15 protein-coding genes and 1 pseudogene are annotated in these 21168 nt (G+C 65.3%); 10 read left to right on the forward strand and 6 right to left on the reverse strand.

The genetic code is table 11. The features are described from left to right. Positions 1-8: 8 nt before the first annotated feature. Entirely contained in the window at positions 9-6416 is a 6408-nt protein-coding gene (locus LCM4576_RS00310) for a kinesin (RefSeq protein WP_071029612.1), read from the reverse strand. A 301-nt stretch (positions 6417-6717) separates the two neighbouring features. Here LCM4576_RS00310 and LCM4576_RS00315 point away from each other — a divergent pair, with 301 nt between their 5' ends. The 3 genes and pseudogenes from LCM4576_RS00315 (at position 6718) to LCM4576_RS00325 (ending at position 8629) form a co-directional block, all read left to right on the forward strand. After that, entirely contained in the window at positions 6718-7086 is a 369-nt protein-coding gene (locus LCM4576_RS00315; protein WP_071029614.1) for an Hpt domain-containing protein, read from the forward strand. Positions 7087-7186: 100 nt separating this feature from the next. Beyond that, positions 7187-7507, forward strand: a complete 321-nt coding sequence (locus tag LCM4576_RS00320) for a 2Fe-2S iron-sulfur cluster-binding protein (RefSeq protein ID WP_071029616.1) — start codon at positions 7187-7189, stop codon at positions 7505-7507. A 91-nt stretch (positions 7508-7598) separates the two neighbouring features. Continuing rightward, a pseudogene (locus tag LCM4576_RS00325) lies at positions 7599-8629 on the forward strand (NAD(P)/FAD-dependent oxidoreductase). Between the two features lie 5 nt (positions 8630-8634). Here the strand turns inward: LCM4576_RS00325 and LCM4576_RS00330 are convergent. Both LCM4576_RS00330 and LCM4576_RS00335 read right to left on the reverse strand, forming a co-directional pair. Continuing rightward, positions 8635-10119 carry an MDR family MFS transporter gene (locus LCM4576_RS00330; RefSeq protein WP_071029618.1) on the reverse strand — a complete coding sequence of 495 codons (1485 nt, stop codon included), beginning with the start codon at positions 10117-10119 and terminating at the stop codon, positions 8635-8637. A 205-nt stretch (positions 10120-10324) separates the two neighbouring features. Further along, positions 10325-10945 carry a DUF922 domain-containing Zn-dependent protease gene (locus LCM4576_RS00335; RefSeq protein ID WP_083361266.1) on the reverse strand — a complete coding sequence of 207 codons (621 nt, stop codon included), beginning with the start codon at positions 10943-10945 and terminating at the stop codon, positions 10325-10327. An 84-nt stretch (positions 10946-11029) separates the two neighbouring features. On the opposite strand from LCM4576_RS00335, the gene folP reads away from it, so the two are divergent. From folP to folK, 3 genes are read left to right on the forward strand one after another with little or no spacing between them, the layout of a single operon-like run. Beyond that, a complete protein-coding gene (gene folP / locus LCM4576_RS00340; RefSeq protein ID WP_071029624.1) occupies positions 11030-11884 on the forward strand; it encodes a dihydropteroate synthase in 855 nt (284 codons plus the stop codon). Between the two features lie 2 nt (positions 11885-11886). Then, the gene (folB, locus tag LCM4576_RS00345; protein ID WP_071029626.1) at positions 11887-12246 is read left to right on the forward strand and encodes a dihydroneopterin aldolase; all 360 of its coding nucleotides are present in this window, start codon (positions 11887-11889) and stop codon (positions 12244-12246) included. Beyond that, entirely contained in the window at positions 12230-12742 is a 513-nt protein-coding gene (gene folK, locus LCM4576_RS00350; RefSeq protein ID WP_071029628.1) for a 2-amino-4-hydroxy-6-hydroxymethyldihydropteridine diphosphokinase, read from the forward strand. The genes folB and folK overlap by 17 nt, the downstream gene beginning before the upstream one ends. A gap of 69 nt (positions 12743-12811) precedes the next feature. On the opposite strand, the gene LCM4576_RS00355 is transcribed toward folK, so the two are convergent. Together LCM4576_RS00355 and LCM4576_RS00360 are read right to left on the reverse strand one after the other, a co-directional pair. Continuing rightward, on the reverse strand, positions 12812-13360 hold the full coding sequence (locus tag LCM4576_RS00355) for a DUF924 family protein (RefSeq protein WP_071029630.1): 549 nt from the start codon (positions 13358-13360) through the stop codon (positions 12812-12814). A gap of 10 nt (positions 13361-13370) precedes the next feature. After that, positions 13371-15206, reverse strand: coding sequence for a monovalent cation:proton antiporter-2 (CPA2) family protein (locus LCM4576_RS00360; protein ID WP_071030100.1), 1836 nt, complete (start codon positions 15204-15206; stop codon positions 13371-13373). Positions 15207-15482: 276 nt separating this feature from the next. Here LCM4576_RS00360 and LCM4576_RS00365 point away from each other — a divergent pair, with 276 nt between their 5' ends. Next, positions 15483-15749 (forward strand): hypothetical protein, encoded by a 267-nt coding sequence (locus LCM4576_RS00365; protein ID WP_071029632.1) that lies wholly within the window; start codon positions 15483-15485, stop codon positions 15747-15749. Positions 15750-15842: 93 nt separating this feature from the next. On the opposite strand, the gene LCM4576_RS00370 is transcribed toward LCM4576_RS00365, so the two are convergent. Beyond that, a complete protein-coding gene (locus tag LCM4576_RS00370) occupies positions 15843-16745 on the reverse strand; it encodes a LysR substrate-binding domain-containing protein (RefSeq protein ID WP_071029634.1) in 903 nt (300 codons plus the stop codon). A 260-nt stretch (positions 16746-17005) separates the two neighbouring features. On the opposite strand from LCM4576_RS00370, the gene LCM4576_RS00375 reads away from it, so the two are divergent. From LCM4576_RS00375 to LCM4576_RS00385, 3 genes are read left to right on the forward strand one after another with little or no spacing between them, the layout of a single operon-like run. Beyond that, positions 17006-18520, forward strand: coding sequence for a leucyl aminopeptidase (locus LCM4576_RS00375; RefSeq protein WP_071029636.1), 1515 nt, complete (start codon positions 17006-17008; stop codon positions 18518-18520). Positions 18521-18559: 39 nt separating this feature from the next. Beyond that, entirely contained in the window at positions 18560-19465 is a 906-nt protein-coding gene (locus LCM4576_RS00380; protein WP_071029638.1) for a proline iminopeptidase-family hydrolase, read from the forward strand. A 15-nt stretch (positions 19466-19480) separates the two neighbouring features. Continuing rightward, positions 19481-21142, forward strand: coding sequence for an ABC transporter substrate-binding protein (locus LCM4576_RS00385; protein WP_071029640.1), 1662 nt, complete (start codon positions 19481-19483; stop codon positions 21140-21142). Positions 21143-21168 lie beyond the last annotated feature (26 nt).

The following is a 21168-nucleotide window of genomic DNA, read 5'->3' on the forward strand; positions in this document are numbered from 1 at the left end:
TGGCGGCGTCAGTGCAGCCGGCCGCTGGCGTGGGCCAGCATGGTGTAGACCTTGCCGGTGTCGGACGTCAGATAGGTCTGCGCCATGATGTTGTCGCGGTCGTTGCGCGAGACATCCTTGAGCAGCTTCTCGAAATCCTCGCAGTAGCGGTCGACCGCGGCGCGGAATTCCGCCTCGGCCTGATACTTGCGGCGGATCTCGTCGAAGGTCTGCTGGCCCTTCAGCGTATAGAGGCGGCGCGTGAACACGTCGCGCTCGCCGCGCCGGTAGCGGTTCCAGAGCTCGATCGACGCGTCATGGTCGATGGCCCGCGCGATGTCGACGGAGAGCGAGTTGAGCGACTCCATCACGTGCAGCGGCGAGCGCTGTGCGGGCGTCGCGCGCGGCGCTTCCGCCGGCGCTGCCGGCCGCAGTTCTTCCTCGCGCGAGGCGTTGGTCAGCAGGTCGCGCACCCAGCCGCCCTGCGGCGTCTTGCCGTTCTCCCGGCGCGGCGCTTCGGCGGGACGCTCCAGGTCGAGCGTGCCGCGCAACGTGGTCTCGGCGAGCGGCGCCTGCGGAGCGCGCGCCGTGGGTTGCGGCTGCGGCTGAGGCGCCGGCGGGCGGCGCAGYGGCGGCTCGGCGGCGCGGGCCGGCGCCTGCGGAGCAGGGCGCAGTCCGCGCGGCTCGCCCTGTTCGCTTGAGCCRCTGCGGCCGGATTTCGCAACGATATCCGACAGTTCCTTGAGCGCGTTGATCTGCTCGGCGACGGCGCGACGAATGGCCGAGGTCGATTCCTTGGCCTCTTCCGGCATCTCGATGACGCCCTTCTTCAGCTCGGCTCGGGTGAGATCCAGCTCRCTCTTGATGGAGCCCGCGGTGCGCCGCATCTCCTCGGTCGCGTCGGCAAAGCGGCGCGTCGCCGAATCGACAACCTCGGCGATGGCGGTGCGGATCTTTTCCGCCGACTCCATCGTGCGCCCCTCCGCGGTCTGCATCGTCTGGCCGACGAGGCTTTCGAAGGAACGCATCACTTTCTCGAGGTCTTCCGACTTCTTGACCAGGCCGACGGCGAGGTCTTCCAGCGAGGACTGACGCTCCAGCGTGTGCTCGAGATTGCTCTGCGCGGAGCTGAGCAGGTTCGAGGCGCTGGAGAGCAGCCGGCTGTGCTCGTCGAACTTGGTCGCGATCGAGGCCACCTCGCGCAGCGTCGCCGAGGACAGGTCGGTGAGCCGCGTCGTGTTGGAATCGACCAGACGCGCCGAGCTGGCGAAGGTCTGGGCGGCCTTCTCCGTGGTCGTGGCGAAGCTCTGCGTGCTGCCCGAGAGCCGTTCCTCGACCTGGCCRAGATTGACGGCAGCCTGCTCGATCAGCTGGCCGAGCTGCGCGCTGGAGGTCGTCATGCGGCCGATGAGATCGGCCACGCTGTCGGAAAGCGAGGAGCGAGCGCCTTCGACGGCCGAAAGCGTCTCGGCGGTGCGGCTGGCCAGCGCGTTGACGAGGTTCGTATTCTCGCTGCGTAGCTTCTCGGCCGCCCTTTCGGTGACCTCTTCCATGCTGCGCTGCAGTTCGGAACCGCCCTGGGCGAAACGCTCGACCAGCGGCTTGGCCGTCTCGTCGAGGATCTTCGCCATCTCGGCCGAACGCGCCGCCAGCATGGTGTTGAGCTCGCGGGTGTTGGCGCCGATGGTCTTGGCGGCCTCGTTGGTGCTCTGGCCGATATGCTGGCCGACCGCCGTGAAGGTCTCGGCGATGACGTTGGCGCGCGAGATGAGCTGGGCTTCGGCGCTGGAGACCTGCTCGTTGAGCTTCTGGCCCATGGTCTCGGCAGTGTGGGCGAGGCGGCTTTCCACGCTCGCGACCTGGTCCTCGACGCGGGAAGCGGCAGCCGCGGCACTTGCGGCAAGCCGCTCGTCGGCGCCGGCCAGCGCCTGCTCGATCTCGCGGGCATGCACGGCAAGCTCCTGGCCGGTCTGGCGGGCGCGGTCGGCGACACGCTGTTCGGTGGCGGCGAAGGCGCCGACGATCGTGTCGGCATGCTCGCCGATGGTCGAGGTGCTCGAGGCGATGCGCGACACCAGGCGGCTGTCTGCATCGTCGAAGATGCGGGCAATTTCGGACGCCCGTGACGACAATGCCTCCGAGCCTTCAGCAATGCGCGAGATCAGGTGCTGGTCCGCGGCGTCGAAGATGCGGCCGAGATCGCTGGCGCGGGCGGCCAGCGCTTCGGCCGATTCGGTGATGCGCATCGACAGCCGCTCGTCGGCGCCCTCGAAATTGCGCAGGATGTCGCCGGCACGCGCGGCAAGCGACTGGGCCGTCTCGACGGCACGGGCAACCAGCTTCTGGTCGGCCGTGTCGAAGGTGTTGGCGATCTCGCTGGCGCGCGTGGACAGCTTGTCGGCGGTTTCTTCGGCGCGCGCCATGAGCGCGTTCGAAGCATCGTCGGCGCGCGCCATCAGCATGTTGGACGTGTCCTGGGCGCGCTCGTGCAGACGGCGGTCGGCCGCCTCGAAGGCCTGGGCGATGTCCTCGGCCCTGGCAAGCAGCGCAGCGGAGGTCTGCTCAGCGCGTTCGGCGATCTTGCGATCGGCGTCGCTGAAAGCGGCACCGGCCTGCTCATGCAGGGCGCTGGTGACTTCCATGACCTTGTCGCGGAGCGCGCCCGCCACGAACACCGCGGTCTTTTCCAGCACGCCGCGGACATTGTCGACACCGGTCGACAGCGCACGCTCCATGGTGCCGGCGCGCTCCTCGATGATACCGGTTTGCCGGCTGAAAGCCTGCTCGATCTTCTCGACGTCGGCGGCAATCGCCGCCGAGATGTCGCTGCTCCTGGCGGCGATCTGGTCGATATGCCCGGAAACCGAACGATCGACGTCCTTGCGCGCATCGCCGAGCTTGGCGAGATCGTCCTCCAGGGCCTTGGCGAGCATGTTGCGGCCTTCGGACAGCTTGCCGACATGGCCGGCGATGATGTCGTCGATCTCGGAGCGGCTTTCGGTCAGCTTCTGAAGGTCGGCTTCAAGGGCGCGCCTGAGGATATCGCGGCCTTCGGCGAGCTTTTCCACCTGGCCGGCGACGAGGCCGTCGATGCCGGAGCGGCTTTCGGCCAGCTTGGCGAGATCGGCCTCGAGGGCGCGGCTGAGCACGTCGCGGCCTTCGGCGAGCTTTTCGACCTGGCCGGCGACCAGCCCGTCGATGCCGGCGCGGCTTTCGGCCAGCTTGGCAAGGTCGGCTTCAAGGGCACGCGTGAGGATGTCCCGGCCTTCGGCGAGCTTTTCGACCTGGCCGGCGACGAGGCCATCGATCGAGGCGCGGCTTTCGGCCAACTTGGCAAGGTCGGCCTCCAGCGCTCGCTTGAGGATGTCGCGGCCTTCCGCGAGCTTCTCGACCTGGCCGGACACCAGGCTGTCGATGCCGGCGCGGCTCTCGGCAAGTTTGGCGAGATCGTCCTCCAGCGCCTTGGACAGCGTCGCGCGGTTCTGCGACAGCTGGTCGGCATGGGTCTGCATGAGGCCGCTGGCGCTGGCCATATCGGCATCGAGCGCACGCGAAAGCTCGGCGCGGTGGTCGGTGATCTTCTGCGAATGATCGACGATCGCGCCTTGGATCGTGTTGAGGTCGGCCTCCAGCGCGCGCTTGAGGATGTCGCGGCCCTCGGCAAGCTTCTCGACCTGGCCGGCGACCAGCCCGTCGATGCTGGAGCGGCTCTCCGCCAGCTTGGCGAGATCGTCCTCGAGCGACTTCGACAGCACCGAACGGTCCTGAACGAGCCTGTTCTGATGGTCGGCGATGGCGCCGCTTACAGTCTGGAGGTCATCCTGCAGGGCCTTCGACAAGGTCGAGCGATCCTGCGCGAGCCTGTCCTGGTGATCGGCGATGGCGCCGCTGACGGCCTGCAGGTCGGCTTCGAGCGCCTTCGACAGCTGGGCGCGATCCTCCAACACCTTGTCCGAATGTCCCGCAATGGCACCCTTGATGGTGTTGAGGTCGGCTTCCAGCGCGCGCTTGAGGATGTCGCGGCCTTCGGCGAGCTTCTCGACCTGGCCGGCGACCAGTCCGTCGATCGAGGCGCGGCTTTCGGCGAGCTTGGCAAGGTCGGCTTCCAGCGTCTGCGACAGCAGGCTGCGGTCCTCGGCAAGCTTGCCGGCGTGGCTGTCGATCAGGCCGCGAATGCCGCTCAGATCGCCTTCAAGCGCGCGGCTGAGTTCGCCGCGGTCCTCGGCGAGCTTGGTCGAGTGGGTCTCGATCAGGTTCCTGATGCCGATGATGTCGGTTTCGAGCGCCTTGGCGAGCACGGCGCGGCCCTCGGCGATCTTCTCGACCTGCCCGGCGACCAGGCCGTCGATCGAGGCGCGGCTGTCCTGCAGCTTGCCGAGATCGGCTTCCAGGGCGCGCGCCAGGATGTTGCGGCCCTCAGCCAGTTTCCCGACATGACCGGCGACCATTTCGTCAATCATCGTACGAGCTTGGACGAGTCTGCCGGAGTCTTCGTTCAAGGCCTGGGACAGGCGGTTACGGCCTTCCTCAATCTGCTCCAGATGGCTGCCGAGCGATGCATCGATGGCGGCACGCGATTCGTTCACCTTGCGCAGGTCTTCTTCCAGCGCTCGTGAGATCAGGCCGCGGCCTTCGGCCAGCTTCTGCACCTGGTTGGTGACGGCGGCATCGATCGCCGCGCGCCCTTCGGCGAATTTCGCCAGGTCCTCCTGCATGGCGGCGGCCATGCGTTCGCGGCTCTCGGAAAGCGCGCGGCTGTGGTTTTCGACGGCTTCCTCGATGCCGACACGGGCATCGGCCAGCCGCTGGATGTCGGAATCGAAGGAACGCGACACCACATGCCGGGCCGCTTCCATGCGGCCGGCAAAGTCGGTGGCGCGGGCTTCGAGCATGGAGGAGGTCGACGAGATGATATCGGCCATATCGGCGCCGATCTGGGTCTTGCCCTGATCGATCATCGCCGACAGCGTGTCCTTGCTCTCGGCAAAGGCGTGGGCGATCTCCTTCGCGCGCTCCACCATCGTCTCGTTGATCTGACGGGCGCGCGCTTCGAGGGCGGYGTTGAGCTTCTGCGTGCCGGTGTCGAGCGCCTCGGCGCGGGTCTGGAATTCGCTGATCAGCGCCTGACCGCGTTCGGCCAGYGTGCGCTCGATGCCGCTGAGGCTCGCTTCGAATTCCGAATTCAGCGTGCGCGCCGCGCCGCCGAGCAGCGAGACCATGCCATTGGTGYGGTCGTCGAGCAAGTCGGTCAGCGAGCGGGTCAGGCCGTCCGTGGTGTCGGTCAGCTTGGCGATGCGGGTATCGAGCAGGCTGGCGAAGGCTTCGCCGGAGGTCGAAAGACGGTCGGTGATGCTGTCCAGGCGCGATTCGACGGAATCGAAGATCGACGTCGAGCTCTCATTGATGCGATCGATCAGCGTGTCGCCGGAATTGTTGATCGTCATCGACAGCTTGGTCGAGGCGTTGAGGATCGAGTCGCGGATGATGTCGCTGGCCGAGCCGATCTCGTCGCGCAGCGTCTCGTGAGCGCTGGCAATCGAGGCGCGCACGCGCTCGGCATGCGTGACGACCGCCTCGCGCTCGCTGCCCAGACCATCGACCAGCGAACGGATGCGAGCCTCGTTCTCGGAATAGGAGCGTTCGAGCTGGCTGACTTCGCCGTGGACGAGCGTTTCGAGCTCCACGGCGCGGGCGAGCGTCCGCTCGATGCCTTCGCCCATCGCCGCCACCTCGCGGCGAACGGCCTGGCCGATCATCATGACGCGGTCCTGGGCGAGGTTTTCCGGCTCCGCCAGGCGGAAGGCGACCTCGGTCATGGATTGCGCGGCGATGCGCATTTCCTGCGCACGCCGAATCATGGCGGCGAATGCCCAGAACAGGATGACCGGAACGATCGCGGCAACCGCCAGGCCGATCAGCTCGGGGCGGGCGAAGAACTGGTCGAAGGTGCGGATCTTCCAGATGTCGGGGCCGAACAGAAGATTGGCCAGGCCGCCGGCGCCGGCGATCCAGGCCAGCGAGATAAAGGCGATCACCCAGTAGACGGTGCTCGACGCACGCCGGTTGAGGCTGTGCAGCAGCGTCTTGTAGTCCTTCTGGCGGTCGTCATTGGCGGGCGTGAAGCCTGCGGGAGGCGTAAAGCCGGACGRCTGCCCGTTGCGCGGCTCGACCGGGCGCAGTTCGGCCGGCTTGGGCGCGGGGGCCTTGGCAGTCTGGGGGCTAGCAGGCTGGGGGTTGTTTGCCGGCTCCGCCCTCTGGCTACGGCCCTCGCGCGCCAGCTCGTCGGCTGCCGCCGAGATCTGCGCTTCGAGGTCCTCCATCGACGCCGCCATATCGAGGCCGCCTTCGTCGCCGGCAAGGTCAAGGTCGAGCGCCTTTTCCAGTTCCGCGGCTACGTCGCTGTCGAGAGACTTGGTCGTCGTTGGTTTCTTAGCCATGCCTTCGCTACCCTGTACTAGCTGCCGCGGGACTTATGATTTTGGCCTGATTCTGGCCCGATTCTGGCTTGTCTATCCCGAGCAGGAGGCTGAAAAATGGACCTTCGTATCGTAATGACACACAGGGGTAAAGAAAACATGCATTCCCGGCGATACGTAAAACTTTAAATATAAGGTTAACGGAAGCGTGATCCGGCCGCCTCCGTGACAACATTTTTCCCCTGCAATCGTTAACCCCTTGGCGACCGGAGTCGCCTATTTTCTCGGGCCCGTCTGCCCGCTTGATGGAGTTGGAGTGCGTATGCGTGGCGAAACTGGTATTGCGTTTTCCATGCCGGGGGGAGATGCCTCCGGAACCGTCGGAACCCGGCCTGTGGATCTCGGTCATCTGGCGCGTCAGACAATGGGCGACCGCGACCTCGAACGGGAGGTGCTGGCGCTGTTCGTGCATCAGTCGCTCAGCGTCCGCGACCAGATCGCCGACGCCGACATGYGGCAGCGGGTGCTTCTGGCGCATGGCTTGAAGGGCTCGGCGCGCGGCATCGGCGCCTTTGCGGTGGCCGAATGCGCGGCGATCATCGAAAAGCAGCCGGAAGATGTCCGCGCGCTCAAGCGGCTCGGCACGCTGATCGAGGAAGTGCGGGATTTCATCGCTGGCATCAGCCGCTAGCATTAACTTTTTGAAAAACGTCATTTCGTGGCGCTTTCGCGCCGCAGTTGACTTGTCCGGCGGAGTGATTATCTCGGCTGCGACTCCTCAGGTGACTTTAATGACCAAGCTGACTTACATCGCCCATGACGGGACCCGATTTGACGTGGACGCCGAAAACGGCTCGACGGTGATGGAAAACGCGATCCGCAACGCGGTGCCTGGCATCGAAGCCGAATGCGGCGGCGCCTGTGCCTGCGCGACCTGCCATGTCTATGTCGATGAGGCCTGGACGGCCGAGGTCGGCGAGCCGGAGGCGATGGAAGAGGACATGCTGGACTTCRCCTATGACGTCCGGCCGAATTCGCGCCTCTCCTGCCAGATCAAGGTGCGCGAGGCGCTGGACGGCCTGATCGTTAGGGTGCCTGAACGGCAAGGCTGAAGCCGACTTTCCAATTTTCTTTCGCGCTGGCTGCTTGGCAGCAGGCGATAGCTCATGCAGTCTCGCACCATTTCCCAATGGGGCGCAGCGCATGACCGATACGATCAAGACGGACGTTCTCATTGTCGGGGCGGGGCCGGTCGGCCTGTTCGCCGTGTTCGAGCTCGGGCTGCTCGACATGAAATGCCACCTCATCGACATTCTCGACCGTCCCGGCGGGCAATGCGCAGAGCTCTACCCGGAAAAGCCGATCTACGACATTCCGGGCTGGCCCATGATTTCGGCCCAGGGCCTCGTCGACAAGCTGATGGAGCAGATCCATTCGTTCAAGCCGGAGTTCACCTTCAACCGCATGGTTTCGAGCCTTGAAAAGCTCGAGGACGGCAGTTTCCGCGTCGCCACGGATGAAGGCGAGGTGTTCGAGGCCAAGGTGGTGGTGATCGCCGCCGGCGGCGGCTCGTTCCAGCCCAAGCGCCCGCCCATTCCCGGCATCGAGGACTATGAGGGCAAGAGCGTCTTCTATTCCGTCCGGCGCATGGAGGATTTTCGCGGGCACGACCTCGTCATCGTCGGTGGCGGYGATTCGGCGCTCGACTGGACGCTCAACCTGCAGCCGATCGCCAAAAGCGTGACGCTGGTCCATCGCCGCCCGGAATTCAGGGCGGCGCCCGACAGCGTCAACAAGATGTATGCCATGCAGGAGATGAAGCAGCTGCAATTTCTCGTCGGCCAGGTCAGCGGCCTCGCCGGCGCCGCCGGCCAGCTGTCATCGGCGACCATCAAGGGCGGTCCGGACGGCGACGTCGACGTGCCGTGCACCCGCATGCTGCCGTTCTTCGGCCTCACCATGAAGCTCGGGCCGATCGCCGAATGGGCCTCAACCTTCACGAGAACCTGATCCCGGTCGACACCGAGAAGTTCCAGACGTCGATCCCTGGGATATTTGCGGTGGGCGACATCAACTGGTATCCCGGCAAGCTGAAGCTGATCCTGTCAGGTTTCCATGAGGTGGCGCTGATGGCGCAGGCGGCCAAGCGCGTCATCAGCCCGGGCGAGCGCATCGTCTTCCAGTACACGACCTCGTCGACCAGTCTGCAGAAGAAGCTCGGCGTCCACGACTGAAAAAGTCATTCCGCGAGCACGGGCGCCGCGTTCTCGTCGTGGCCGCGCAATTCCTTTTCAGGCATCACGGCCAGCGTGATCAGCGCCAGCACGAGCGTGATACCGGCGGTAAGGAAGATCATCACGAACGGCATTGCCGATGTCAGCTGGATGTGCGTCTGCGAGCCTTCGGCGGCCAAGGGCAGGCCAAAACCCAGCGCAACGGCGCCGAGCATGGCGACGCCGAGCGCGCCGCCCAGCGTGCGCAGGAAGGTCAGCACGCCCGTCGCGACACCGAGATGCGCGCGGTCGACCGCGTTCTGGACCGAGACGGTGCTGACCGGAAAGGTCGTGCCGCTGCCCAGGCCGATCAGCGTGGTCAGGATTTCGACTTCGAGCAGCGAGGCGTGTCCCGCAATGGCACTGAGCAGGCCTATGCAGWCGATCGCCAGGCCGAGGCCGATCATGGCGATGCGCTTGTAGTGGACGAAGTGCGGGATCATGCGGCCGCTGAAGGCGGCGCCGGCGACTGTGCCGAGCAAGAGGCCGAGCATCGCCGTGCYGGATTCGCTCACCGAAAGCCCGACGACCGATTGCAGATAGACTGGCAGGTAGACCGACGCGCCGATGTTGGCGGCCTGCAGCAGGAACATCGACAGCGTGCCGGCGAGCACGATCGGGTTGCCCAACACTTCGAGCGAGACCAAAGGCTCGGCCGCTCTCAGCAGCCTCAGCGCGAAGAAGAACCAGAACACGGCCGAGCAGGCCACGAGCCCGAGAATCTCGCCTGAGAACCAGGGATAGGTGCTGCCGCCCCAACTGAGCGCCAGGAGCAGCAGCGCGGTGGCGATGAYCAGGAGCACCGCCCCCAAACCGTCGATGCGGTGATGCTTAGCCGCGATCGGCAGCTTCTTCAGCGGATTGTTGACGATAGCCATGGCCAGGAAGCCGATCGGCAGGTTGATCCAGAAGATCAACGACCAGTGCAGATGTTCGGCAAAGACGCCACCAAGCAGAGGACCTGCGACGCTGGCCACCGCCCAGGTGCCGGATATCCAGGCCGCGTAGCGGGCGCGCTCGCGCGGCGRCACGAGATCGCCGATGACCGTCTGGGCCAGCGCGAAGAGACCRCCGCCGCCGGCGCCCTGGATGGCGCGGCCGATGACCAGCACCAGCATGTTGGGCGCGAGCGCGCTGACCAGCGACCCGAGCAGGAAGATGAGGATGYCGGCGTGGATGACCGGCCGGCGTCCATAGACATCGGAGATCTTGCCGTAGAGCGGCGCYACAGCCGTCGCGGTCAGAAGATAGCCGGTGACGATCCATGGCAGATACTCGGCATGGCCGAGCGCGCGCGCGATCGTCGGCAGGGCGGGGGCGACGATGGTCTGGTCAAGCGCCGCCAAAAGCATCGACAACAGCACGCCGGCGATGATGGTATTCTTCTCGCTCTCGCTCATCATCGGCGCGGCTTTCGGCGCCATCGCCTGTTTCTCGACGGTCTGGTCCATGCGTCATTCTTTYAAAGGCTGATGCTCAGTGCGCCAAAACGGCTCCGGCCGGTCGCGCCTTCATTTCTCATCGTGGATGGCGGTTCGAGTGTTCGACCCCGCTATATGTCGTTCGATATAGTCCGATTTCGACCGCCCTTCGAAAGTTTTCCCGGTCTGGCACCATGCTTGGGCGAAATTGGCCTCGGATGCGGCTTGCCTCAGGTCAAGGCGGCGGCAGTTGCCCGGCTTCGACGCGCTCCATCCGGTAACGCATCAGTCGGAGGATGCGGTTTTCGAAATTGACGCTTTCGACGCGGTCGAAGCGCACCTGGTCCTGATCGTGCCTGGCGAGCTCGGCTGCCTGGACCGCCGCGGCCTTGGCCTTTGCCTCCTCGCATGTCTTTTGCGCAGGGATGGATTTCAGCGCATCCTCGARCAGGCGCGCATGGTTCTTGGCGATCTCGACATGGCGCTCCTCATGCCGCTTGATGTCGGCCGACAGCGTGTCCCAGAACAGCCTGACGTCGGGATCGGCTTTGCGCGGACGCCGCCATTCGGGGAGGATCACCTTGACCTTCACGGTGACGGCCGCGTCGGCGATGCGGCAGGATTCCGCGCTCTGCGCGTAGCTGATGCGGGTGGTGAAGGCCATCTGCGTGGCGCCCGGATGCCGCGAGCCGGTGCTCTTCACTTCGGGGCCGTTTCTCGACAGTTGGTTCTGGATATCGTCGAGCGTGCGGCCGCCGACGCTGAAATAGCTGTAGGTCTTCACCAGATTGGCCGCGCCCGCCGGCATGGCGGTCAATGCGAGCATCAGGGCGCAGAGCAGGGATCGGTTCATCATATTGCCTCTTCACGCACCTTGCTTTAGGGCCGTCGCCAGCGCAACGGAATTGATTTCGCGCGGATCACGCATGGTTGATGGACAATGACGACAAGGCGATGGCAGCTGGCGCATGGACGCTATCTCGACCTCGGTCCGAAGGCCGTCGTCGTCGGCATCCTCAACGTGACCCCGGACAGTTTTTCCGACGGCGGCCTGTTCATCGCGCCCGAGAAGGCGCTGGAGCAGGCGCGCCGCATGGTGAAAGAGGGCGCCGCCGTCATCGATGTCGGCGGGGAATCGACCCGACCTGGTTTTGCTCCGATCACCGCTGAAGAAGAGCAGGGCCGCGTGCTGCCGGTCATCGCCGCGCTCGCGGCTTCCGGCGAGGCGCTGATCTCGGTCGACACCTACCGCGAGGACACGGCGCGGCGGGCGGTCGCCGCCGGCGCCCATATCGTCAACGATGTCTGGGGGTTGCAGCGCGAGCCCGGCATAGCGCGCGTCGCGGCCGAGACCGGCGCCGGGCTCGTCATCATGCATACCGGGCGCGAACGGCAGAAGCTGCCTGACGTGATCGAGGACCAGTTCCTGTTCCTGCGCAGATCGCTGGAGATCGCGCGTGCCGGCAAGGTCACCGACAGCCAGATCGTGCTCGACGCCGGCTTCGGCTTCGCCAAGGAGACGGCGGAGGAAAACCTCGACCTGATGGCGCGGTTCTCCGAGCTTCAGGCGCTCGGCTATCCGCTGATGGCGGGGACCTCGCGCAAGCGCTTCATCGGCAGCGCGACGGGGCGCGAGGCTGGCGATCGGGCGGCCGGCACGGCGGYCACCAGCGTCATCCTGCGCTTGAAAGGAGCCGACCTGTTTCGCGTCCACGATGTCGCAATCAACGTGGACGCGCTGGCGGTGACCGATGCTATGCTTGCCCGCGAAACCGAGCTTCCTCCCGGACACTGATCATGTACGTCATCCGCATGAAGAACTGCGCCTTCTTCGCCCGCCACGGCGTGCTTGACGAGGAGGAGACGCTTGGCCAGCGTTTCTATGTCGATGCCGAACTGAYGGTTGAGCCCAGCCGGCCGCTGACGGAGGATTCCATCGAGGATACCGTCAATTACGGCGTCRCCTTCTCGGTCATCGAGGAGATCGTGACCGGACATCGCCGCTTCCTGATCGAGGCGCTGGCGCTGGAGGTCGCGAAAGCGCTGACGGCGCGGTTCTCGCAGATCAGGAAAGCCGCGATCACCGTGCGCAAGCCGAACGCCCCGGTGCCGGGCGTGCTCGATCATGTCGAGGTGAGCGTTGTCTGGCCRGAATAGCGCCGTCTACCTCAGCCTCGGCGGCAATCTCGGCGACCCGGCGAAGTCCATGGGCGCGGCATTGCGCATGCTGGACGGCGACGACGCGACGCGCGTCACCGCCGTCTCCTCGCTCTACCGCACGCCGCCCTGGGGCAAGCTCGACCAGCCCGATTTCCTCAACGCCGCCGCCGCGATCGAGACGGCGCTTTCGCCACGCGCGCTGCTCGACCTTTGCCTCGACGTCGAGAAGCGGCTGAAGCGCGTGCGCGAGGAGCGCTGGGGGCYGCGGCTGATCGACATCGACATACTGGTGTTCGGCGACCGGGTGATCCACGAGACCGGTCTCGAAGTGCCGCATCCGCGCATGCTGGAACGCRCCTTCGTGCTGGCGCCGCTGGCCGAGATCGCGCCCGCGCTTTCGGTTGGCGGCAGGAGCGTGTCGGAACGGCTCGGAGCCGTCGACACGTCCGGCATCGAGCGGCTGCCGTCGGGCCGCGAATGGTGGCTCGGCTGATTTTGGATTGTCGCAATTCCGGACGGAAAACCGCTCACACTTTTCCTGGAATTGCTCCAAGCCGGCTGGTCAGCCGGAAAAACCGCCGCCGTCCAGGAAAGCTTGTTCCTCGGCGGTCGTCGCGCGGCCAAGCATCAAGTTGCGGTGCGGGAAGCGTCCGAAGCGTTGGACGATCTCCAGGTGCTCCTCGGCGTATTTCAGATAGTCGGGCGCCCTGGCGGCCGTCAGCTCGGCCGACCGTTGCTGGTCCGCCAGCGATTCGGAATGCTCGAAGGGCAAATAGAGGAAGACGCGAAGCTGCTCGTCCAGTTCCAGGTCCTGACCGGCGGCGATCGCCCTGTCGGCGAAGTACCGGGCGAGTGGGTCAGTGGCATACATGTGGCCGCTGCCGCGGAAGCAGTTGCGTGGGAACTGATCGAGAAGGATCATCAGCGCCAGCGAGCCTTCGGCATGCGCGTTCCAGTCGTCGCATTCGCGCCGCGCGGCGGCGTAATGCAACTCCAGGAACCGGTTGCGGAAATCCGCGTCGAAGGCGTCGCTCTTCTCGAACCAGGCGTCCTCGCCGGCATCGCGCCAGAATTTGGTGACCGAAGGCGCTCGCGGATCGAGTTCTGCCATGCCTTGTCCTTCAGTTCTTTGTTTCTGCCTGGTTCAGCACGACGGCGGTCTCCTGGTTCAGCGCCCGGCCGGCGCGGCGCGGCTGGGTGAGCGGCGTTGGGATCGGCGTGCCGATATTGCCCTTGAGGAAACGCTGGCCGGCGCGGATGCCCTCGGCAAGCTGGGTTTCGAAGCGGGCGGTGTCGCGGCGGCGCACGTCCTCGATGACCTCGGCGACTTCCTCGGGATCGACGCCCAGCGCCTCCAGCGCCGAGCCGCCGAAGACGAGCGCCGATTCGAAGGTCTCACGCAATTGGTAGTCGACGCCGGCCCGAATGAGCTGCAGCGCCGTGCCGCGGTCGAAGGCGCGCGCCAGTATGGTGACCAGAGGGAATTCCGCCTTGATCAGTTGCGCGATGCGCACGGCGGCGTCCGGCTTGTCGACGCAGATCAGCACCGCGCGGGCGCGCCCGGYGCCGGCCGCATGCAGGATGTCCAGCCGCGTGCCRTCGCCGTAATAGACCTTGAAGCCGAAATCGGCAGCCGCCTGGATCATCTCCACCTCGTTGTCGATGATCGAGACATCCAGCCCGCGCAGCAGAAGCGGCTGGCTGGCTATCTGGCCGAAGCGGCCGAAGCCGATGATGAGCACGCTGCCGGTGAGGCCCTCGGCGATGTCGACGCCGTCGAGCGACTGCTCGTCGCGCGGGGTGAGGTAGCGCAGCGCCACGATGGCCAAGGGCGTCAGCACCATGGAGATGATGACAATGGCGGTCAGCGTGGCATTGGCCTGGYCGTCGATGATGCCGACCGCGGCGGCGGAAGAATAGAGCACGAAGGCGAACTCGCCGCCCTGCGCCATGAAGACGGCGCGTTCGAGCGCCTCGCGGTGGCCGCTCTTCAGAATGCGCGCGACGGCGTAGATGCCGACCGCTTTCATGACCATGTAGGCGACGACATAAATGGCGACGAGCTGCCAGTTCTGGGCGACAACGCCGAGGTCGAGCGACATGCCGACGGCGAGGAAGAACAGGCCGAGCAGGATGCCGCGGAACGGCTCGATATCGGCTTCGAGCTGGTGGCGGAAGGTCGATTCCGACAGGAGCACGCCGGCGAGGAAGGCGCCCATCGCCATCGACAGGCCGGAGAGTTGCATGGCGAGCGCCGATCCCAGCACCACCAGCAGCGCGGCGGCGGTCATGACCTCGCGGGCGCGGGCATCGGCCAGGATGCGGAAGAGCGGATTGAGCAGGTAACGGCCGGCCACGACCAGACCGACGATGGCGGCGATACCGATGCCGACTTCGGTCAGCCGCTGCGAAAAACTGGTCTCGGCGCCRCCAGGCGCGAGGAACGCCACCAGCGCGAGCAGCGGCACGATCATCAGGTCTTCGAGCAGCAGGATGGAGACGATGCGCTGGCCTTTCGGCGTGGCGATCTCGCCGCGCTCCTCCAGCAACTGCATGACGATCGCCGTCGAGGTCAGCACGAAGCCGGCGCCGGCGACGAAGGACTGCGCGATCGGAAAGCCGCCGGCCAGTCCGACCAGGGTCAGAAGCACCGCGCAGACGCCCACCTGCAAGGCGCCCAGTCCAAAGATCTCGCGCCGCAGCCCCCAGAGCCGCGAGGGCTGCATCTCCAGGCCGATGATGAACAGGAACATGACGACGCCGAGCTCGGCGACATGGAGGATCGCTTCCGATTCGGAAAAGATGCGCAGGCCGAACGGGCCGATGACGACGCCGGCGGCGAGATAGCCGAGGATCGAGCCGAGCCCCATGCGCTTAAAGATCGGCACGGCGACGACGCCAGYGGCGAGCAGCGCCACCACCTGCACCAGATCGCTGCTCGACGCTTCAGCTGCCATGCCTGTCATCCCGTTGCTTGACCCACTCCTTGCATGCCCTGGGAGCGGGAGGCAAGGGCGCGGAGACTGGCTGGAAGAGCAGGGGCATCCACCAGGATACGAAGCGATAGGCTTCGCGGCAAACGGCTGTTGCAACCGTGTTACACAAGTTGACACAGCCCGGTCGTTGCGCGCCGCCACAATCAGAGGTTATGGCACGCTTGGCTCTGGCCTTTGGGCTTCGGCCAGTGGAGGCAGCCGCGATGGGCGGCTGCCTTTTTTGAGGAGAAAATTGACATGAAGAAGTTTTTGCTCGTTGCCGTCGGTGTTGCGGCGTTGGCCGGTTCGGCTTGCTCCAAGGGGCCGGAATGCACGCAGGAAATCGCCGCCAAGAAGGCGCAGGACATGGCTGCCGCCCTCCAGGAAGCCATCACCAAGGACCCGAGCAAGGCGGCCGATCTGACCGCCAAGGTGCAGGCTGTGACGACCAAGTATCAGGGCGCGACGACGCTCGACGAARCCTGCAAGGCCTATGACGAGCTGACCGCCACCATCAAGGGTTGAGCGCAGCCGTCGACAAATATGAAGGCGGTGGCCGGTCGGCCGCCGCCTTTTTTCTTACGCGGCGCTTCGGTCGGCACGTCTTTCCGAGATACGCTACGCGATACCCATGGTCCGCTTGTGGTCGGCGATCTCGGCGAGCAGCCAGTCCTGGAACAGGCCGGTGCCCGGCTTGTTTCCGATGCTGCGGCGCTGGTGCAGGTAGATGCCGGCGGGATAGGCGTGGCGGGCGCTGAAGGGGGCGACAAGCCTGCCTTGCTGCAGAAGGTCCTGGGCCATTATGGTGTCGGCCAGGGCGATCCCCGCGCCGTTTATCACCTCGCGCATGATCAAGGTGCAGTCATCGAGTGTCGTGCTGGATTTAGGCGTGGTGTCGAGAACGCCCTCCTGCTCCAGCCACCGCTTCCACCGCATGGTYTCGCATTCGTGGATCAGGTGATGGTTGACCAGATCGGCGGGGGAGCGCAGCGGCACCGGACCTTCCAGCAGCGACGGTGCGCATACCGGCGTCAGCAGGAGCGGGATCAGCAGCGTCAACGCGGGACCGGCCTTGTAGACGAACTCGTCGACAATCGCCAAATCGAAGTTGGCGCGCTTGCCCGACGTCGAGATCTCCAGGTCCACGGATGGATGCAGTCGCCGGAAATTCGGCAACCGGTCCGCCAGCCAGAGGTTCAGGACGGTCGGCACGCAGAGCACTCTTACACGCTGGGTCCTGCCGTGCCACGGCCCGTCGACGAAGCTGACATCGTCGGTGGCGCGCCAGATTKCCTCGAATGCCTCCGAAAGAGAGCGCGCGTAGTATGAGCCCCTGATTGTCGGGGTGATCTGGCGAAAACCGCGTTCGAACAGGTCCTGGCCGAGGTTCCTTTCAAGCGCGCGGATGTGGCGGCTGACGGCCGAGGGCGTCAGATGCAGCTCTTCCGCTGCATCCTTGATGCTGCCGAGACGCGCGGCGGCCTCGAAAGCGCRCATGCCATTGAGCGAGGGCAGGGCCATTGGCCGATCATGAAATGTCAGTTGAGTTTTTGTCAATCGACTTGGGCGAAATTGGCGTTTGATCGCCTGGCCGGTTCAGGGATACCCAAAAGGCAAGAGCGACTAAGTCGCCATCCGAAAACGATTATTTGGGCACTCCGATGCCGTTCCGTCAGCGGCGGAGACCGGGATACCGGTTTCCGCCGTTGGCCGGCGAAGCTTTGCGTATGACGCGAGTTAAGCCTCGGCGGGGGCGCCCCTGGAATGGGAGAACGAGCTTTATGCCTCAGTCGCCGGCGCCGGTCTTCGAGACGGCGGACGAGATTTCCGCGGAAACCTCGGTCGTCGTGATCCTGCAAGCCRCTCAAAACGGTTTTGGCCCACGGGCAGCGGCGCTCGATGCCGAAATGGACGGGATCTTGTCCCGCGCGTGTTCCGACCCGGCCGTYCTTGAACAATCCGGCGCCTGCGTCGACGTCATCGCTCCCAAGGCCATGTCCGTCCGTCGCGTGGTGGTGCTGGCTTTGGGCAGGGCCGAGGCCGTGACCACGCTTTCCCTGGCGCGCGCCGGCGGTTTGCTTGCCGCGCATCTGGAAGGCAAGGGCGAATGCGCGGCTACCCTCGTGCTGGACCCGCTCGCGGGTGTCGAGCTTCCGGCAGCGGAAATCCTGGCGCGGGTTGCGCTCGGCATGCGGTTGCGGCGCTATCGTTTCGACATGCGAAACCGGCGTCAGGGGGCAGGCGCCGACCGCACTTTGCGCGTACAGATGATCGGCGCGGCCGGTCCGGAGCTGAAAGCGGCGCTGGCGCGGATCAACGCCATCGCTGACGGCGTCGAATATGCGCGCACCCTGGTCAACCTGCCGCCGAACCATCTCCACCCCGACAATTTCCACGATCACCTGGAGCCGCTGCGCGAGGCCGGCATCGATGTCGAGATCCTCGACGCGGCGCGGCTGAAGGAGCTCGGCATGAATGCGATCCTGGCCGTCGGCTCCGGTTCGGCGCGACCGCCGCGAGTCGCCGTCCTGCGCTATCGCGGCAAGGGCGCTCCCGCGCAGCCGCTGGCTTTCGTCGGCAAGGGCGTCTGCTTCGACACCGGCGGCCTGTGCATCAAGCGCGGCGAGCAGATGTTCGACATGAAGGCCGACATGGGCGGCGCCGYCGCCGTGGTCGGCCTGTTGATCGCGCTCGCCCGGCAAGGCAGCCCGGTGCATGCCGTCGGCGTGCTCGGCATTGCCGAGAACATGCCGTCGGGCACCGCGCTCAAGCCGCGCGACATCATCACGACCGCGTCGGGGCAGACCGTGGAGGTGTTCGACACGGATGCGGAAGGGCGCCTCATCCTGGCCGACTGCCTCTATTACGCCGCTTCGCGCTTCAACCCGTCGGTGATCGTCGATCTGGCCACGCTGACCTATTCGGTGATGCGCGGCCTGGGCTCGGTCTTCGCCGGTCTGTTCAGCACCGACGACACCATCGCCTCGCGCATGATCGCGGCCGGCGAGAAGGTCGGCGAGCGGTTCTGGCAACTGCCGCTCGACCGGGCCTATGACGAGGGCCTGYAATCGCCCTTCGCCGATATCCGGCACCACGCCAAGGACATGGAAGACGGCGACGCGCCCTATGCCGCCGCCTTCCTGCGCAATTTCACCGAAGACCGTCCCTGGGTGCATCTCGACATCGCCGGCAAGGAACTGGCCGACAAGGACCGGCCTCTGGGCCGCGAGGGCGCCACGGCCTTCGGCGTGCAGATGCTGGAAGAGTGGGTGCAGTCCGGCYGGGCGGCGAACTAAGCGACAACGAGAATGTCTTCAACCACACAGGGAGCCGGGATGTCGTCCGAGATCGTCAGCAAGGAAGGGTGGGCCGGCTTCGGCGCCTACGAAACCTGGTATCGGATCAGCGGCGAGCTCGATGCCGGCAAGGCTCCGGTGGTCATCCTGCATGGCGGGCCGGGCGCCGCGCACAACTACGTCGACGCCTACAAGCTTCTTGCCCGAGGCGGCCGCGCCGTCATCCACTACGACCAATTGGGCTGCGGCAATTCCACCTTGTTGCCGGAAAAGGGCGCCGATTTCTGGACGCCCCAGCTGTTCATCGATGAGCTGGAAAACCTCGTCGATCATCTCGGCATCCGCGGCGGCTTCCATGTGCTCGGGCAGAGCTGGGGCGRCATGCTGGGCGCCGAATATGGCGTGACCCGGCCGAAGGGCCTGAAGTCGCTGACCATCGCCAACTCGCCGGCTTCCATGAAGCTTTGGGTCGAGGAGGCCAATCGGCTGCGCGCCGATCTGCCCAGGGACGTGCAGGAGACGCTGACGAAGCACGAACAGGCCGGCACAACGGACGATCCGGCCTATCAGGAAGCGACGATGCGGTTCTACGAACGGCATGTCTGCCGGGTCGTGCCGTTTCCGCCCGAGGTGACGGAGACTTTCGCCCAGATCGTGCGCAATCCGACCGTCTACAATGTGATGAACGGCCCGAACGAGTTCCACGTCATCGGCACGCTGAAGAGCTGGAGCGTCATCGACCGCCTGCCGGCCATCGAGGTTCCCACACTTCTCATCTCCGGCCGTTACGACGAAGCCACGCCAGCGACCGTGCAACCCTTCAAGGACGGCATCAAGGGATCGCGCTGGCAGATATTCGAGCATTCAAGCCACATGCCGCATGTCGAGGAGCAGGACCTCTGCATGCGGGTGGTGGGAGACTTCCTGGACGAAAACGACAACTGAAAGGGGAATGACGACATGAAGAAACTGCTTTTGGCGGCGTCGGCCGCTTCATTGCTGGCCAGCTCATGGCTCGCTCCGGCGCAGGCCGAATATCTCAAGGAACACCGTGGCGGCACCATCCGCCTGCTTGCCCGATCGGCTGCCGGCACCCTCGATCCGCACATCAACTACACCGACCAGGGCTGGCAGATGTACCAGCCGATCTATGACGGCCTGGTCGCCTTCCGCAAGGCCGAGGGCGTCGAGGGCTTCAGCATCGTTCCCGACCTGGCCGAGGCGCTGCCCACGGTCAGCAATGACGGCAAGACCTTCACCTTCAAGCTGCGCCAGGGCATCAAGTTCTCCAACGGCCAGGACCTCGGCGTGAAGGACGTCGTCGCTTCCTTCCAGCGCATCTTCAAGGTCTCCGGGCCGACCTCGGGTACCTTCTATGCCGGCATCGTCGGCGCCGACAAATGCCTGGCCGACACCAAGAGCTGCACGCTGGAAGGCGGTGTCGTCGCCGACGAGGCGGCCGGCACGATCACCCTCAATCTCACCAAGCCGGACGCCGAAATCCTCTACAAGCTTGCCTTGCCGCATGCCGTGATCCTGCCGGCGGACACGCCGACGGAGGATATGGGCTCCAAGCCGATCCCCAGCACCGGCCCCTACATGATCTCGGCCTTCGACCCCAACAAGGGCATGACCGTTTCCCGCAACCCCAATTTCAAGCAGTGGAGCGAGGAAGCTCAGCCGGACGGCTATCCGGATGTCGTGCAGTATGATTTCGGCCTGTCGGAGGAGGCGGCCGTGACGGCCATCCAGAACGGCGAGGCGGACTGGATGTTCGACGCGCTRCCCAGCGACCGCCTTGGCGAACTCGGCAGCAAGTCCATGGACCAGCTGCACATCTCGCCGCTTTCGGCCTGGTGGTACGCGCCGCTGAACACCCGCATGGCTCCATTCGACAATGAAAAGGCCCGCCAGGCCGTCGCTTACGCCGTCGACCGCAACACGCTGGTCAAGCTGTTCGGCGGCAAGGTGCTGGCCTCGCCGGTCTGTCAGGTCCTGCCGCCGGACTTCCCCGGACATGAGGACTATTGCCCCTTCACCAAGAACCCTGGCGCCAAATGGTCGGCTCCGGATGTCGACAAGGCCAAGCAGCTGGTCGAGGAATCGGGCACCAAGGGCCAGAAGGTGACCATCATCGTCGAGGATACCGCCATCTCGCGGTCGATCGGCGTCTATCTGCAGAGCGTGCTGACCACCATCGGCTATGTCGCCGACGTCAAGCCGATCTCGTCCAACCTGCAGTTCACCTATATCCAGAACACCAACAACAAAGTGCAGATGTCCGTCACCCAATGGTACAAGGACTACCCCGCGGCGTCGGACTTCCTGAACATCCTGTTCAGCTGCGCATCCTTCCGCGAAGGCTCGGACGCCTCGATCAACATCTCCGGCTTCTGCGACAAGGACATCGATGCTGAGATGCAGAAGGCGCTGGACCTTGGCGTGACCGACCAGAAGGCGGCCGACAAATTGTGGGCCGCGATCGACAAGCAGGTCACAGACAAGGCGCCGGCGGTCGGTCTGTTCACGCCGAAGCGGCTTGATTTCGTCAGCAAGCGCGTCGGCAATTTCAAGTTCAACCCGCAGTTCAACTGGATTATCACCCAATCCTGGGTGCAGTAGGGGCCTGGGTGCAGTAAGGGGCCCTG

Source organism: Mesorhizobium sp. LCM 4576, assembly GCF_001854815.1.
GTDB lineage: Bacteria > Pseudomonadota > Alphaproteobacteria > Rhizobiales > Rhizobiaceae > Mesorhizobium > Mesorhizobium plurifarium.